Origin of the sequence: Fulvivirga sp. M361, assembly GCF_007097395.1 — a bacterium.
Classification (GTDB): domain Bacteria; phylum Bacteroidota; class Bacteroidia; order Cytophagales; family Cyclobacteriaceae; genus Fulvivirga.
In genome coordinates this window covers 102,365-117,729 of record NZ_VKDC01000019.1, presented here as the reverse complement: position 1 = coordinate 117,729, position 15,365 = coordinate 102,365, and the positions used below count along the sequence as shown (strand labels likewise).

The window sequence follows — 15,365 nt, the reverse complement described above, 5'->3', positions numbered from 1 at the left end:
GCGAATTAAAAGAGCCAAAATCATTTCCATAACTCCGATGATCCAAGGGTTAAATGCCCATTCCTGTAAGCTCATAATGAAAATTATCATGCCTGTTGTCAATCTGTAAAAATCAATTATTCAAAATGCGCTTAATCATTTGTCCAGCTTTTTGTTGCAAGTCCAGTCACCAAGCAGTACCGGTTTGACAGGAAAAATCATAAAAACGGTAGCATAATTTTTTTACACCTCTTAGCATCTCACATTGCTCATTTTCATAGTATGAAAAGTTTGGTTCATTGAAATTGAAAGAAGCACGATTCAAAAAATCATTTGTCAATAAGACATATGAATTACTATTCACGGCATTTTTCAAAAGTAAGTGTGATTCTAATACTGCTCGTCCAAATAATTTGCTAAACCCGGCAATTTGATATTGAGTAAGCGGACCATAGTGTCCGATCATCTTTAACGAAAGGTCCAACGGGCTGTCCAATGTGCTGTTGATATTCTCAATATGTCTCATGAAGTAATCATTCATAACCCGGAATTGGTCCAGCAAAAGTTTAAAAGAAGGAGGAGTGCCAAAATGGTAGAACAGCACGGCACCTCCCTCGATCTCTGAAATACACAATCCTAACTTGTTTTTTTCGATGATGCATGAAAGCAACCGAAGAAGAATATCCTTTCCCTCTATCAACCGGGTTTTATAAACAAATTCAGTAAATCCACTAATGTCAACGATAATAATGGTGCCATTTTTCGTGTTTGCATTTCGTGTTGTCAAAGGATTATCAAGAGACATAATCATCTTATCCGGATTTAAAGTTTACATTTCAAAGATCTCAATTGGTCCTTTGATGTATGTAGCCAAATCAAGGGACTTGCTATCCAAATTGAGAAGGTTTGAGCAAATGAGGCTTGCTTATTTCTTGTAAAGAACCATACCCGCATGATAGAGAATACCGGTTTTGAATTCACCATCAGCTGTAAATCCAGTATCATATTGATAATCAATGTGATTGCCTGATACCTTATAACTTCCCTGGTAGGCCTGCTCTCTATTTCCGCGTGCTTCATCGTATCGGTTATTAGGAAGTAATTCATGTCGGACGTAACCATCCTGAGTTACCCACATACCAATGTATTCTTTTGTTTCTTCTATTGTTTTATGGCTCTTAGTTTTCATCTCTAATAGTTTGTCTAATTCATAAGTGTCTAAAAATGCAGTTACCCGTGTGATACTATCATTTTTTATGAGCAGCTTCCATGCATACTGATTTTGGTAAGTTTCTCCGGTAAGCGTAATGGCTTTCCCTTCCCAATGAAGCCAAACCACATTGTTTTCAGCAGTAAGGCTTATTAGTTTAGGTTGGATTGGTGTTTTAAATTTTTCCACTACCGGCTGTACGGCATTTTTCAGGAAATCTTCCTTTCCATGGTAAGTTCTGCTAAGTGTGCTTCTGCCTGCAACCGTCCATTCTACGTTCCTGCCCAGCAGGTCAAAGAAATTTTCCTTTCTACCCATTTCTCAAATTTCCCTTCTATTATCAGCTTGTTCTTTTTTGTCTGCTCTCTATTCATTCCATCGGTATTTTCTTCCTGCCCGTGGCAAGAGAAGGGTAGTATGAGGGTTAGAAACAGGTTGAAGAATGGTATTCTCCAACCCTTGCAATGATTAATTTTCATCCGTCTTTACTTTCAGCAAGTGGGAATAATTCATGATTCTAAATACCCGCTCCGTTAGGGTTTCTCTTACCGCATTCCCCGGTTCGGCCAGGTAATCAGAATAATCTACGGTAACACGTAAAGGCTTTTGACCTTTTGGAAGCAGAAGCAACTCTTCGATTTTGTCAGCGACTCCCTGGATGGGAGCATCTCCAAATCGGAAAAGGTTTCTCAGTCCGGACTCATAATTGTCATAATCCTTTTTGAGCCTGTTATATTGTTTCAACACCTCTTCGTCTTTAGGAAATTCTGCTGTTTCAAAATGTGAAGTCCCTTCCATGAAGACTCCTGGCATCATGATAGAAGTTTCAATGCCAAATTGACTTACTTCGTAAGCAGTACTTTCTGCTAAAGCATCGAAGGCCGCCTTTCCTATCACATATGGAGCAGTAAATGGCGCCATTAAGTTAGTAATCCCACTACCCACATAAATCAATATCCCGTTCTTCTGCTTCCTCATATAAGGCAATACAGCACGATTAAGCCTATGTGCACCAACGGCATTGGTATTTAGTGAACTTTGAAGTTGCTCAGGAGTGTACCCTTCTGAAAACCCAACAAAAAGGTGCGCAGCATTATGGATCACCACATCAATACTTCCGTCTTTTTCTATCACTTTGTTTGCGGCTGCCTGACAGGAAGCATCCTGGTGAATATCCAAGTCAATGATTTCAATAGTTTTTCCGTGCCCTTCCACATATTCTCTTAGCCGGGTGGATTTATGGCTATTCCGACCATTTGGGTCTCGGATGCCGGCATAAACTTTGAATCCCGACAAGGCAAGTGTCTGAGCGGTATGTAATCCCATCCCGGAACCTGCTCCGGTTATCAAGACTGTTTTTTGATTACTTGCCATTTTATTTAATGTTTTGTTGATCATTCACTTAGTATTTCGGTAGAGGTACCCAATGCCTCATTTCCTTCCATTTCCTTTTGAATAAGATCGATTTTAGTGCCTGCGTATTGGTAGGCGTCTTTTCCAAGAAATAAGTGTACTAGTGGGGCTTCTTGCTCACTAACGGCGATCATTACTTCGGCCGCTTTTTCCGGATCATTAGGCTGATTCCCATTGATCTGGTTTAAGTGCGCTTGTTCTGATTCTCTTGCGATCGAATAAGCTTCGATAGGATTTACAGGTGTTTTTACCGAGCCCTTTGAAAGGAAATTGGTACGGAAATATCCTGGATATACCAAAGTGACATTTACTCCAAACCCTTTCATTTCTTCAGCTAGTGCTTCTGTAAACCCTGATACTGCAAACTTGGTAGCACAATACACGCCGAAGCCGGGGAAGTTTCCAATGTAACCACCAATGGAGGAAATATTAAAAATATGACCTGATTCCTGCTTTCTTAAGATCGGAGTGGCGTGCCTGATTACATTCAGGCAACCAAACACATTCACATCGAAACTGTTTTTTGCCTCTCCGTCACTCAATTCTTCCAGCGTTCCTATTTGACCGAACCCGGCATTATTCACAACTACATCAATTGTTCCGAAGTGGTCAACAACTTTGTTAATTGACCCTTTGACGTTGTTGTCGCTGGTAACGTCCATTTCGATAGGAAAAAAGCTATCCGAAACGTCACCAATTTCATCAATGAGTGAAGCTACTGTGCGAGAAGTAGCTGCCACGCGATAATTGCTTGACAGAAGCTTTTTTACCAATATAAGGCCTAGCCCTTTCGACGCTCCTGTTACTAACCATACTTTGTTTTTGCTCATAATTTTTGGTTTTTAATTATAAGACAAAGTTGGTACTGAAGCTTATCTTCTCATTATACTAAGTAAATGATAACTTATCAAAATCAAACATTTCTGAAAGATGTTGGTGCTAACGTCTGATGTTGTTTGAAGAACTTGTTGAAATGGGTGACTTCATTGAAGCCAAGAGCGTAGGCGATTTCAGAAATATTCCAGGAACTATGCTTTAACAGTATTTTCGCTTCCTGCAGAATACGCTCCTGAATAATGTCTGATGTAGATTTTTGTGTTGTTTTCTTCAGCGCCCTGTTGAGGTGATTTACATGTATGGCCAATTGGTCTGCAAAGGCAGCAGGTGTTCGAAGATTTAACCGCTGACGGGTATCTTCAATAGGAAATTGTCTTTCCAGAAGTTCTAAAAAAAGGGTTGTAATCCTGTGTGAGGCATTCAGAGATTTTTTGACCTTGTGAAGAGAAGGGTTGATTTTTAACGCTTTATGGATTAATTCAAAGACAAGCGTGCGCAGAATATCATATTTATGCATGTATTCGGAGTTAATTTCATCAAACATGCGTTCATAGACCTGGCTTATTTCATCTGCTTGATTTTCAGAAAGCTCAAAAATGGACGATCCGTTAGGTTGGAAAAGTTCGTAATCGGTAAGGTTACCAAAGCGATTAAAAAATGAACCTGTAAACACACAGAAATAGCCTGATTGTATTTTGTCGATTTCCTCCCAGTTGTAGGGTACTTGCGGGTTAGCGAATAATAATGCCCTTTGCTTTATCTCCACTACTTTGTCAGCATAGTGAACCTTATTATTCCCCTTTATAAGACTTATTTTATAGTAATCCCTTCGGCTATATGGTACCGGTTTAGCATTGGTGCCCACGAAAGGCGCTAGCTTGAACACATTGAAATGTCCCACTTCCTTACGAACGCTATCAGGCACCCAATTGAGTTTGCGTCGGTAAAATTCTTCTATGCTCTCCAATGAATTCATAGCACAAAGTTATAAAATTCAAACATACTTTGGGCTTGACCTTAAGGCTTATGCTGTTTGTCAGTTAAAAGATTGTCGAAATTCGATAGGTGAATAATTCGTTTTTGATTTGAAAAGCTTGCTAAACGACTGAGGGTGTTCAAAACCCAATGCATAGGCGATTTCACTTACGGAGCAACTGGTAGTGGACAGCTTCTCTTTTGCTTTTTCTATCAATTTCTGATGGATGTGCTGCTGACCATTTTGCCCTGTAAGGGATCGCAACATATCGCTTAAATAGCTTGGAGATACGTTAACCTTTTCAGCCAGGTATTGAACTGTTGGTAAGCCATCGTTTAATGGTTTTGAATCATCGAAGTAGTCATTTAAAAGCTCCTCCATCTTAACCAGTAGATCTTTATAAACAGATTTATGCGTGATGAACTGACGATTGTAAAATCGGTTGCTGTAGTTAAGTAATAATTCTATTTGAGAAATAATTACATCATGGCTAAAATCATCTATTCTGCCCTTCAGCTCTTCATCTATTATTTTAAAAATAGACATAATGGTATCTTTCTCCTGAGCTGAAAGGTGTAAAGCCTCGTTGGCTGCATAGGAAAAAAAACCGTATTGTTTGATTTTTCTGGTAAGTGAATAGGTGAGTAAAAAATCAGGATGTATAAAAAAAATATAACCTGAGGCTGATTTTTTCGGGCTTTCAAATACTTGATTTGGTGCGGTGAAGATCAACCCCCCTTCTCCAAAGTCGTAATAGTTTTGTCCATATTTGGCAGTCCCACAGAGCGACGTTTTGTAAGCTATCTTGTAAAAATTAAGCGTAAAAAAGTCAAAGGGCTCTTTTGTAGAAACGTCTGCATCTTCCAAATTAATAAAACTTATCAGTGGATGGATAGGCTTGGGTAATCGAAACGCGTTATGAAAGTCTGATAATGAATCAAATTTCCGTGGTGTATTTATTCTTTTTTTCATTTTTAGAAATTGATAACGATAACCAACAGCGACTATGACTGGTCATCGTTATCATAAGTTAAACAATATTTTATCTGTTTCTGTGCTACAACTACCTAATTACCTTGCACGGCATTAGATACCTCTTTCCATTCTTCCCATGTGGCAAGTCTTTCATTGTAGGCCCTGCGAACTGAAGGTAGCGCTTGATCACCCAGTAAAAGTCGTAATGGTGGCTGTTCAGCATCTACCACTTTGAAAATTGCCTCGGGTGTAGCATTCGGGTTCCCCCTTTCCATATTTCTTAAACCATTAACGAATTGCTCTTTAAAATCATTGTAGATATCTAGTCCTTCCGACATCTTCAAAGATTCAGGACTACCAAATTCTGTAGCATAGGCTCCTGGTTCAATAAGGGATACTTTGATGCCAAAGGCTTTGATCTCTGCAGCCAAACTTTCATGAATGGCTTCATATGCCCATTTTGTAGAACAGTAATACCCAATTACCGGCATGGACTCATGACCAAGGCTACTGGATACTCCAATTATATGACCATTTCCTTGCTTCCTTAAAAATGGTAGTACTGCTTGTACAACGGAGAGTGTTCCGAACAAATTAGTATCATAGAGTGCTCTTACATCGTCCAGACGGGCCTCTTCAACAGTGCCTACAAGTGAATAACCTGCATTATTCAGGATGACATCAAGTTTTCCAAAATGTGCGTGTGCCTGGATGATAGTCGTCTTAACCTGATCTGGCTTTGTTACATCAAGTTCAAGAGTCAAAACACTTTCTCCATACTTTTTCTGAAGGTCTGCAATGCTACTTAGTTTACGGGCTGTTGCGACTACTTTATCCCCACGCTCAAGTGCTGCCTCTGTCCAAATTCGACCAAATCCGCGGGAAGAGCCTGTGATGAACCAAACCTTTTTTTCCTTTTGATTTTCCATGATTTTATTATTTAGTTTCTGGTATCAAAGGTCGACAGTCCCTTCTGCCTTCCTGTAGCCTAATTGAGGAAGGATGTAGTCAAAATGAGGAAATTGTAGGTAGTTCTCCCAGTTTAAAGATTGCCGGAACTGAACAGGAGAATGCTTGGTCTTTGATTCGTATCTATTTATCTCTTATCCGAATTCATTTTGTGGAAAGACATTTAATTAAATCTAAAAATCAACTTGGAAATCTGCCTCATTAATATGGGTGGGGTAGGAAAGACCATTAAGAAACTGGAAAGAAAAACTAACCAAAACTGCTTTTTTAAGAGTTTTGAGTTTCTCTCAGATATTTTCCATCTACTTTCTTAACTTCAGCAAATTCGCATATTCCACATGATATGTTTGTTTGACGTAGAAAGTGTTTTCTGATAGATGGATGATTTTTTGATGATAATAAGTTTCCTCAGACAATAACGAGCAAAAACATGTTTATTTCTCATCATTTTCTCAATAATGTTGGAAAAAATAGAGGGAAAGATGAGAAAAAGGTACTATGCTAAATAATAAACATAGTAAAAGGAGTGCTGAAGTCAGGAGGAGGTCATTGGTGCTACTATTAGAAATTAGAATCATCAGGGCTGGGAAGTGAAATGCTTTCATAAGGTCGTTTTAGCTCTTTCTTTAAGTGCAGGCCACCAGACCAAAATCATTTCTGTGATTACCAGAGGATAAACCCAGCACATCCATTCATACAAGGTGTATCGCATTAGCCCATCTTCTATATAAGGGAAAAGATTATAGCCATATTCATCAAGCCTATTAAAAACTCGAATAAAGAGGAAGGCAAGCCCGAAGACATAACTTCGGATCATAAAATTTTTATGGTTGACAATATCCCGATTTCGAATGGATATCCATGCGGCTATAGTCATGAATATCCATAAGATTGCCAGTATAAACAAGGAAGGAATTCCACCGGATAAAGTGTATCCGTTGAAAAGTAGGTAAAACACAGTGGAAGCTCCTAAAAGAGATCCTATAATATAGATTTTGCCTAAAGTTCTGTGAAGAGAGAGGTATGTTTTTCGAAGTCTTGGCCAGAACTGCAGCGGCCCTAAAAATAGTGTGCAAAATGCTCCGATAAAATGGGCGACCAACCAGGGTTTGATGGCTATTTTACGAGGTTGTAAGTCATTTGTAAAGTAAGGTTTTGTGCTTTCAAAGTAGAACCAACAGCTGAGAGCCAGTATAATCGACCATAGCGCTATCTTTAAATACTTATTCATTGCTAGTACTTCATAAATTGCTGAAGCCAATCTACATACCAAGCCTGCTGACCAATCCAATAGACAAAAAACGTAGGTATATTGACCACAATTCCTAGTAGAATGGCAGGGTGCATGATTTTTTTCAACCGCCACCCAATCATGAGCAAGGTTATAATAATAAGTACCGAGCAGATGGACAGGGCCAGCCAGGCATAAGGGCCGTAGAAAGTAAATATTAGAAATTCCAGTCCTCTTCCCAGTCCAGGCATCATGATATAAAAAATGGTGGATATAAGCCATAAAACATGCTCATCGGTTCTTTTTCTATGCACGATTGACATAATGACAGCTACTGCAAAACCCGTCATCATGATTAACTCCACCAGTACTATCCCATAGAAAAAACCTTCGGTGAATGGTTCGCCAAAACCTCCGGCATCACCAAAACTAACATCTTGCCATAGAAAGGAAACGGCACTGGAAACTGTAGCACCAGCTACAAAAAAACCGATGATACCCCAGGTACGATGAGTCTGAATATTTCCGTGCGTGGCTAAGAACGGCTGTACGATAAGGAGTATATACCAAAACATGGCGCTAAAGACATGAATATGGGTAGACCAATCTTCATCTGACCAGGTTATCCAGTAGCTGTCTATGAATCCACTCTGCATCAATACAAAAGGGATAATCATCCATAAATGAAGGCTTTTATACTTGTTCATTGCTACTTTTCTAATAATATCTTCTTGCTACAGCCTGGTTAGCGAACAACTCGAGATCAATACCTACAGAAACTTCATGAGTGCTGAAGGTAGAAGCAGGTGAGTCGTTAGAAGTCAGTTCACCAGTATATCCAAGCCGAAAACCATTATTAAGGTTGAGAAAAGCTGAAATCCCATAAACATTAAAATTTCTTGTAAATACTCCAGCCCAAATGACATCAGCAAGCAAGACACTGATGCCTATATCCGTGGAAAGTGGGGAATCTTCGGCCAGGCGAAGTACAGCAAAAGGCTTCAATTTAACACTCTGTGACTTGTCTATAATCAGTCCTCCGGTGAAATAATAGTGTCGATTGTATCGTTCTCCTATGTTTTCACCAATACCTTCCGTGGCTTTGAGTAATCTTGGGACCGAAACCCCCAAGTAGTATTTTTCATTACTAATAAAGAGTCCGGTTCCAAAATTCAATTTTGTGAGGCCGTCATCTGCATTTGTGAAATCCTCATCTGTTGGGTCGTCCAATGTGAGTTCCCCAAAATTATATCGCAATGACAGAATACCTGTTTGTAACCCAAAAGATAGTGTCATATCATTCGACAGGTCCAGTTCATAGGCGTAAGCAAGGTTAAAGTTTGTGTTTTTAGTAACGCCTGTCTCATCATGAACAAGTGATAGTCCAAGCCCAACTTTATTCTCAAAAAGAGAACTGTTACCTGAAAATGTAATAGTGGTTGGAGCTCCTGCTACTCCTCCCCATTGAGAGCGATAATGTAGATCAAAGCTTGTCATATCATTCACTCCGGTATAGGCAGGGTTAATGGGTAACTGGTTAAATTGATATTGACTTAATAACGGGTCCTGTTGAGCGTTTGTAAACCAGGCATAAGAAGTTAAGACAATCACTAAGATTACTTTTTTCATAATCATCTTCTTAAATATAAAAACCCTGTGAGCTTATCAGTTTCTGTCTGTATTATGTAGAAATAAGTACCTTCTATTAAGGCATGATTTCCATTCGTGTTACTTTGCCCTTCAAACCTCTTACTCTGGTTGTTGTATCCCGAGACTTCGTAGACCTTGCTACCCCAGCGGTTGTATATCTGCACGGAGTTGTTTATATAAGATTCAATATTTTCGATTTTCAGGAAGTCGTTCTTGCCATTGCCGTTAGGGGCTAAAGCATTATATACAATAAGATCTTCGCCAGGCGGTAGTACCGTTACTTCAGCAGTAACCGGGTAAAGAAAAGAGCCTGATTCCGTCAGAGTACTTATAGTTGAGAGGTAAACTCCAGGTATCTTTGCTGAGAAAGTTATTTCAAATGACTGGCTACCCGCTACAGGTACTTGTTCTGGGACATCACTGATTTCAAAAGCCTGGTCAGAAGAAGTTATAGTACTTATATTTAGCGTTTGGGTGCCAGTATTTTCTATTAAAAAACGACGTGAAATACTTTGCTCTGAGACTGTTTGTCCAAAACTTATGGAGGTTTGTTGATTATTTGCTATGGGTTGATTCTGCTCTGAATCTATGATGGAGAAGCTTATATTAGGATCATTGACTATTAATTGAGCAGATGAACTGGCAATTGTATTGCAGCTGCTGGTGATAACACAGGTATAATTGCCCTGATCACTAATGGTAATACTATTCAATATAAGACTAGGATTTGTTTCGTTAGAGATATCCGTGCCGTCCTTTTGCCATTGGTACGTTAAGTTATCACCACTTGTAGTTATACTAAAACTGACTGATTCACCAACATTTTGAGTTTGATCTATTGGATTAGTAGTAATTCTCGCAAGGGCCGTTACGCTAAGGACTGCTGAAGAAGAGATTTCATCTGTGGTATTATCCCCTGACACTACACATCTGTATAGCAACCCATCCATTGACGGTGTAATAGAAGATATATCCAGATTAGGGGTGCGTGTCCCTGAAATTGATCCTCCATCAGTCAGATTAGTGAAACCTGTTCCCTCATCTTCCTGCCATTGGTATTGCAGATTATTTACTCCGGATGCCAGCACAGAAAAGCTGACATTAGTTCCCTCGCATTGGTCTGTATCCTGTGGTTGTATGGTAACTGCTATTGCCGGATTGCAGATATCAGTTGTTAGCCAGGGGGCAAATACAACTCCGTCAGTGACAGAACTGCCCGTACCACCACTGTTAGCACTGGCATTGAAAGGTCCTGAAGCATCACCCCACCAGTTGTTAATAGCATTAACACTCCCTCCTCCAACATTTTCAATTCCATTATCTCCATGATTGGTTATGCAGGAGTTAGCAATAGTTGGTGAACCACTATCGACATACATCCCATCTAAAAAGGCGTTACGAAGCGTGAGATCATTTAGAATTGGAGTAGCATCATTATAGATGTAAATGCAACTTCTACAGTCGTTCATTTCTATATTAGAAATGGTAGAAGTAGTGCCTCCGATGGAAATTCCTGCACCAAAAGTACGATCTCCGGCCCCAATACCTGTATTACCTATACCTTGCCATTCCAAATGATCGATAACTGAGTTTACGCTGGTTTCTGAAAGGTCTATGCCACCGGCTCCAACTATTTGGATTGGAGATGATGACGTCCCTGCAGCCAATAATGTCCCCTGAACGTCAATATCGTAGGTATAAGCAGTCGAATTGATAATTAAACCCGGCTCCAACGTGAGTGTTATACCTGCGTTTACAGTAACACTTCCTAGCATTTCAAATTCCCAAACCTCAGGTAACACAGGCGCATGCCATGTTACATCATTTTCAACAGCTTCATTATCTATGATAATTTTTGAGAATCCGTTCGTATCAAAAAACTCATCATCCATTACTTCAGGGTGGGTAATGATATCCTTCGTATTGTTACTGAATGAATTGTTTTCAATTATGGGGTTTGAAATACCATTATTAAACTTTATTGCTGCCGATCCATTAAAACTACTGCCATTATTAGTAAAGGTATTATTAGAGATGGTAGGGCTTCCTTGTGTGAATTGAATGCCAAACTCATTATCTGTTATTGAATTATTGGTAATGATCGGACTGGCTGAGGAGGATCGTATGGCCTCATCGCAATTGCTAATCGTGTTTTGCTCTATGATTGAGTTTTGTCCATCGATCAATACCCCAAATCGGCAATTGTCTATAAGGGAATTCCTAATGGTAATCGGACTGGCAGCACTTCGTGGACGAAATACTCCTCCACCGTCACTTTTAGTACCGTAGTACTCTACAAATTCAAATACAGAACCTATACTATTGGTTAAAAAATTAAAAGCTCCTGACCCAAAAAATTGAATAGGCTCTGAAGGTGTACCTTGAGCGATTATTGTACCCTGAACCTGAATATCATTTGTGGGCTGAATGACAACTCCCGGCTCAATCGTTAAGGTGACGGAAGCATTAACTGCCACAGCACCTGCTGACATGGCATAAGTCCAAGTCTCAGGAGCCTGGGGCTTCTGCCAGGTAGTGTTGCCAGTAATAGTACCTAAATCGATCTGAATAACTGTTAGACCGTTAGTGTCATAGAGTTCGTCATCTGCCATTTCAGCATCTATGAGTAAGTCCTGATGATTAGAGGTAAAAACATTATTTTCAATAATTAATCCCAACATTGGGTTTTGGATGTAGAGAGCCGAATTCTTACCGGAAGAACCATTGTTGGAAAAAGTATTGTTTTGAACAACACCCGATCCATTTATCAGCCACACTCCATAAACTGTATTTTGGTCTAGAGCAGAGTTAGTAATGGTAGGATTTCCCTGTTGAGAGCGAATGCCTACAATTGCATTAGACAGAGTGGATTGATGAATCACTGGCTCCGAATCATTATAAACGTACAGACAAGCATCACAGTCGTTCATAACGGCATTACTAATGGACGAACTGCCAGTAGAGCCCAATGAAATCCCCGCTGTAAAGGTATCATCCAAAAAGCCTGAACCTACAAATCCCGCTCCTGTGTATTCTATAAATTCTAGTATGGAATTATTACTGGTCTCCGAAATATCAATGCCCCCGGGACCAGTTAGAATGATCGGCTGCGAAGCGTTACCGACTGCGATTAATGTGCCGTTTATAATGATATCATTGGTGTAAATAGGTAAACTTATCTGTACGCCAGCTTCTATGGTTAATATAACTCCCGTGATAACGGTCACATCTCCTGTTACCTGGTAAGGACTATTTACTAAGCCCCATGTGGTATTGGAAGTGATGGAGCCACTAACCGGTGTTTGCGAATAGGTGAATTGCAATAAGCCGGTCAGAGATAGTGCTAAAAAAGCTTTTATCTTCAATTTAATTTGCTTTGTGTGATTCACAAAGTTGATCTAACCCTCCTGAGACCGTTTGCTACAATGTATCAATGATTTGCTCTAATGTAACAGGGGCTATTTTGCTCTGGCTTTGATAAACTCTGAAGGTAATACCCCAAATTTTTCCTTAAAGACCGTTGAAAAATATGACAGGCTCTCAAATCCAACTGCGTAGGCCACTTGAGATACTGACTCCCCGGCTTCCAATAATTTTGAGGCGTGAAGTAACCGTTGATTCCTGATAAATGAAGTCGCTGAATGTCCTGTTAGAGCAGTGATTTTGCGATGTAGCTGCATTCTACTTACACCGATGGATCGACTTAAATCGGTTACGTTAAAATCATTGTTGTCAATGTTTTTACTTACTACTTTTAGTAATTTTTTCAGAAAAACCTCTTCTATACTGGTTACTACAATGTTACCCGGCTCTAACGAAATAATCTTTCTGTATTTTTCGGCAAGTTTATTTCTACCTACTATTAAATTAGTCACACGAATTTCTAATTCCTGACCACTAAATGGTTTAGTCAAAAAATCATCAGCTCCAATTTGAAGCCCCTTTAGTTTTGTATCAGCATCAGCTCTTGCTGTTAAAAAAATAAATGGTATGTGACTTGTCAATTCATTTTCCCGGATCCATTGACAAAATTTTAATCCATTCATAGCAGGCATCATAATATCACTTATAATAAGATCAGGTATGCGGTTTTTGGCAATGTTCATAGCCTCTTGCCCGTTGTTGGCATGTATGATATTAAATTTTTGCTCCAATGTAGATCTTATCAATTTAGCCACTGCTATGTTGTCTTCTACCAAGAGCACAAAACGACCAGTCTCTTCAAACGTATTTTTTTTATCAGGTTGTTCTTTATTTATAGCTGGGGATCGTTTTTCTGTTTTGTCTAAGGGTAAAATAACCGTAAACGTAGTACTAACATCAGGTGTGCTCTCAACAGTAAGCCGGCCTTGCTGAAGATTTACTAACTCTTTGGTAAGTGCTAAGCCGATCCCTGTACCTTGAGAGGATTTTTGATCTATCTGGTAATAGCGATCAAAAATTTTATCGCATTCCTGACGGGAAATACCTTTTCCATGGTCAATAACCAGTACTTTGAGTGGTATGGCATCAACTACTTTAAGTTTTACGATCGTATTTTCATTGGTAAATTTAACAGCATTTGAAACCAGATTGAAGAATATTTTCTCAAGTGCATCGTGGTCAAAATTTAGCCACATTGATCCTTCAGGGATTTCTTCAATAATCTTGACATTGCGATTCGCTGCATAAGAGGAAAAAAGAGCAACAACTGTTTTTAGAAATTGGTAAATATCTCCAGGCGTGGGGTTTAATTTAAACTGTCCTGATTCTAATTTAGAAAGGTCCAATAATTGGTTAATTAATCGTAACAATCGGTCAGTATGTTTTTTCAATACACTCCAGTCATCAGACTCCCCCTGCTTAGTATGTCTGTCAATAGTTCCTACAATAAGTGTGAGGGGTGTTCTCAATTCATGTGAAACATTAGCGAAAAGCTTGGATTTGAGTTCATCAAATGATTTGATTTTTTCTGCCTCTAGCTGAATCTTAAGTGCTTGTTCATGTTCTTTTTCTGCCATAGCCCGGATCACTTTATTGGCGCATAGCGAGGCAATGGTTTTCAAAATATTCAGGTGATGTTCTGTGAAAAAATGTTTATCAGGATGTTCTGAATCGATGACACCTATAACTTTTTTGTCGTAGATGAGGGGCACAGCCAATTCAGATAATCGGTGAGCATCATCCGGAATGTATCTTTTATCTTTAGAGGTATCAGCTATTATCAAAGGCTCTTTTGTCTTAGCTACAGTTCCAACAATTCCTTTTCCAAGGGGTATATCTATTGGTTTATAGATTTCGAAGGCTTGTGGGTTTTTAGTGCCATAAGCTGCTTTTTGTACGAGCGTTTTTCTTTCATCGTCTACCAGATAGATCACACAATCTACAAGTCCGAGTCTGCCAATACAGTTTTTGGCAACATCCCATAAAATTTCATCAACTGTGTTTTTTCCAAAAAGAGATGTAGAAAAATAATTAATGGTTCTCTCAATTTCTTTGGCTTCAGCTACCATCAATTCATTTTGGCGAAGTTGCTTACCGTACAAATAAAAATAGTAGATGCCTATGATGGCTGTTCCTAAAACGGCTGTCGAAAGACTTCCGTAATAGCAATAGCGTTGAACCTGGGTGGATAGTTCAATTGAAAAAAGTGAAAAATCTGTTAGCTCTAGTATTAAAAAGGCGGACAGAATTAGACTTATGATTGAATAAAGGGTAAGTTTCTCATCAAATTCGAATACAACCACCACGCTTAGCAGTACCGGAATCAACATCAAGTGATGGGAGGCTTCTCGACCCAATGATGATGCCACCGTAAACAGGTACATGCAGGAAAAAATGTAGAGTAGGTTTCGGGAAAGCTTATAAAACCTATAGCTATTCAACAGCCATGTACTACTAAAGCACAATAAAAAGCCTAAAGCTACCGGAGCCAGAAAAAGGCCATTGAAAGCAAAGAAGAGTAAATACGGGAGGGTAGTTCCAGAGGCTAAAAGCGCAGAAACATTCACCAATCGAATTCGACGCGACTGATCAAAAACCATTATCGGCGTTATGCCCGCATTGAGGATGTTCAGCTTTATCATGTTACTGGTTAAAGTTAAAAAACTCAACTTGCTACCTTCTGTCTCATAAAATCGTCTCGC

At 39.3% G+C, this 15,365-nt stretch carries 12 protein-coding genes; all 12 read right to left on the bottom strand.

Going from position 1 to position 15,365, the window contains the following annotated elements; genetic code table 11:
* Window positions 1-166: 166 nt before the first annotated feature.
* Window positions 167-784, bottom strand: coding sequence for a DUF2652 domain-containing protein (locus FNH22_RS19740; RefSeq protein WP_185154318.1), 618 nt, complete (start codon window positions 782-784; stop codon window positions 167-169).
* A 120-nt stretch (window positions 785-904) separates the two neighbouring features.
* A complete protein-coding gene (locus FNH22_RS32695; protein ID WP_255518106.1) occupies window positions 905-1,507 on the bottom strand; it encodes an Atu4866 domain-containing protein in 603 nt (200 codons plus the stop codon).
* Window positions 1,508-1,657: 150 nt separating this feature from the next.
* Window positions 1,658-2,563: an SDR family NAD(P)-dependent oxidoreductase gene (locus FNH22_RS19725; protein ID WP_143400159.1), complete on the bottom strand. Its 906-nt coding sequence runs from the start codon at window positions 2,561-2,563 to the stop codon at window positions 1,658-1,660.
* A gap of 20 nt (window positions 2,564-2,583) precedes the next feature.
* Window positions 2,584-3,432 carry an SDR family oxidoreductase gene (locus tag FNH22_RS19720; RefSeq protein ID WP_143400158.1) on the bottom strand — a complete coding sequence of 283 codons (849 nt, stop codon included), beginning with the start codon at window positions 3,430-3,432 and terminating at the stop codon, window positions 2,584-2,586.
* Between the two features lie 83 nt (window positions 3,433-3,515).
* On the bottom strand, window positions 3,516-4,415 hold the full coding sequence (locus FNH22_RS19715) for an AraC family transcriptional regulator (RefSeq protein ID WP_143400157.1): 900 nt from the start codon (window positions 4,413-4,415) through the stop codon (window positions 3,516-3,518).
* 60 nt (window positions 4,416-4,475) lie between these two features.
* The gene (locus FNH22_RS19710) at window positions 4,476-5,387 is read right to left on the bottom strand and encodes an AraC family transcriptional regulator (protein WP_143400156.1); all 912 of its coding nucleotides are present in this window, start codon (window positions 5,385-5,387) and stop codon (window positions 4,476-4,478) included.
* Between the two features lie 95 nt (window positions 5,388-5,482).
* Window positions 5,483-6,319, bottom strand: coding sequence for an SDR family NAD(P)-dependent oxidoreductase (locus tag FNH22_RS19705; RefSeq protein ID WP_143400155.1), 837 nt, complete (start codon window positions 6,317-6,319; stop codon window positions 5,483-5,485).
* A gap of 641 nt (window positions 6,320-6,960) precedes the next feature.
* The gene (locus FNH22_RS19700; RefSeq protein ID WP_185154317.1) at window positions 6,961-7,590 is read right to left on the bottom strand and encodes a DUF2306 domain-containing protein; all 630 of its coding nucleotides are present in this window, start codon (window positions 7,588-7,590) and stop codon (window positions 6,961-6,963) included.
* Between the two features lie 2 nt (window positions 7,591-7,592).
* Window positions 7,593-8,297, bottom strand: coding sequence for a hypothetical protein (locus FNH22_RS32090; RefSeq protein ID WP_185154316.1), 705 nt, complete (start codon window positions 8,295-8,297; stop codon window positions 7,593-7,595).
* A 10-nt stretch (window positions 8,298-8,307) separates the two neighbouring features.
* Window positions 8,308-9,219, bottom strand: a complete 912-nt coding sequence (locus tag FNH22_RS19695; protein ID WP_185154315.1) for a type IX secretion system membrane protein PorP/SprF — start codon at window positions 9,217-9,219, stop codon at window positions 8,308-8,310.
* 2 nt (window positions 9,220-9,221) lie between these two features.
* Window positions 9,222-12,605 carry a gliding motility-associated C-terminal domain-containing protein gene (locus tag FNH22_RS19690; protein ID WP_143400152.1) on the bottom strand — a complete coding sequence of 1,128 codons (3,384 nt, stop codon included), beginning with the start codon at window positions 12,603-12,605 and terminating at the stop codon, window positions 9,222-9,224.
* Between the two features lie 93 nt (window positions 12,606-12,698).
* Complete coding sequence (locus tag FNH22_RS19685) at window positions 12,699-14,732, bottom strand: response regulator (RefSeq protein WP_185154314.1); 2,034 nt, start codon at window positions 14,730-14,732, stop codon at window positions 12,699-12,701.
* Window positions 14,733-15,365: the final 633 nt, after the last annotated feature.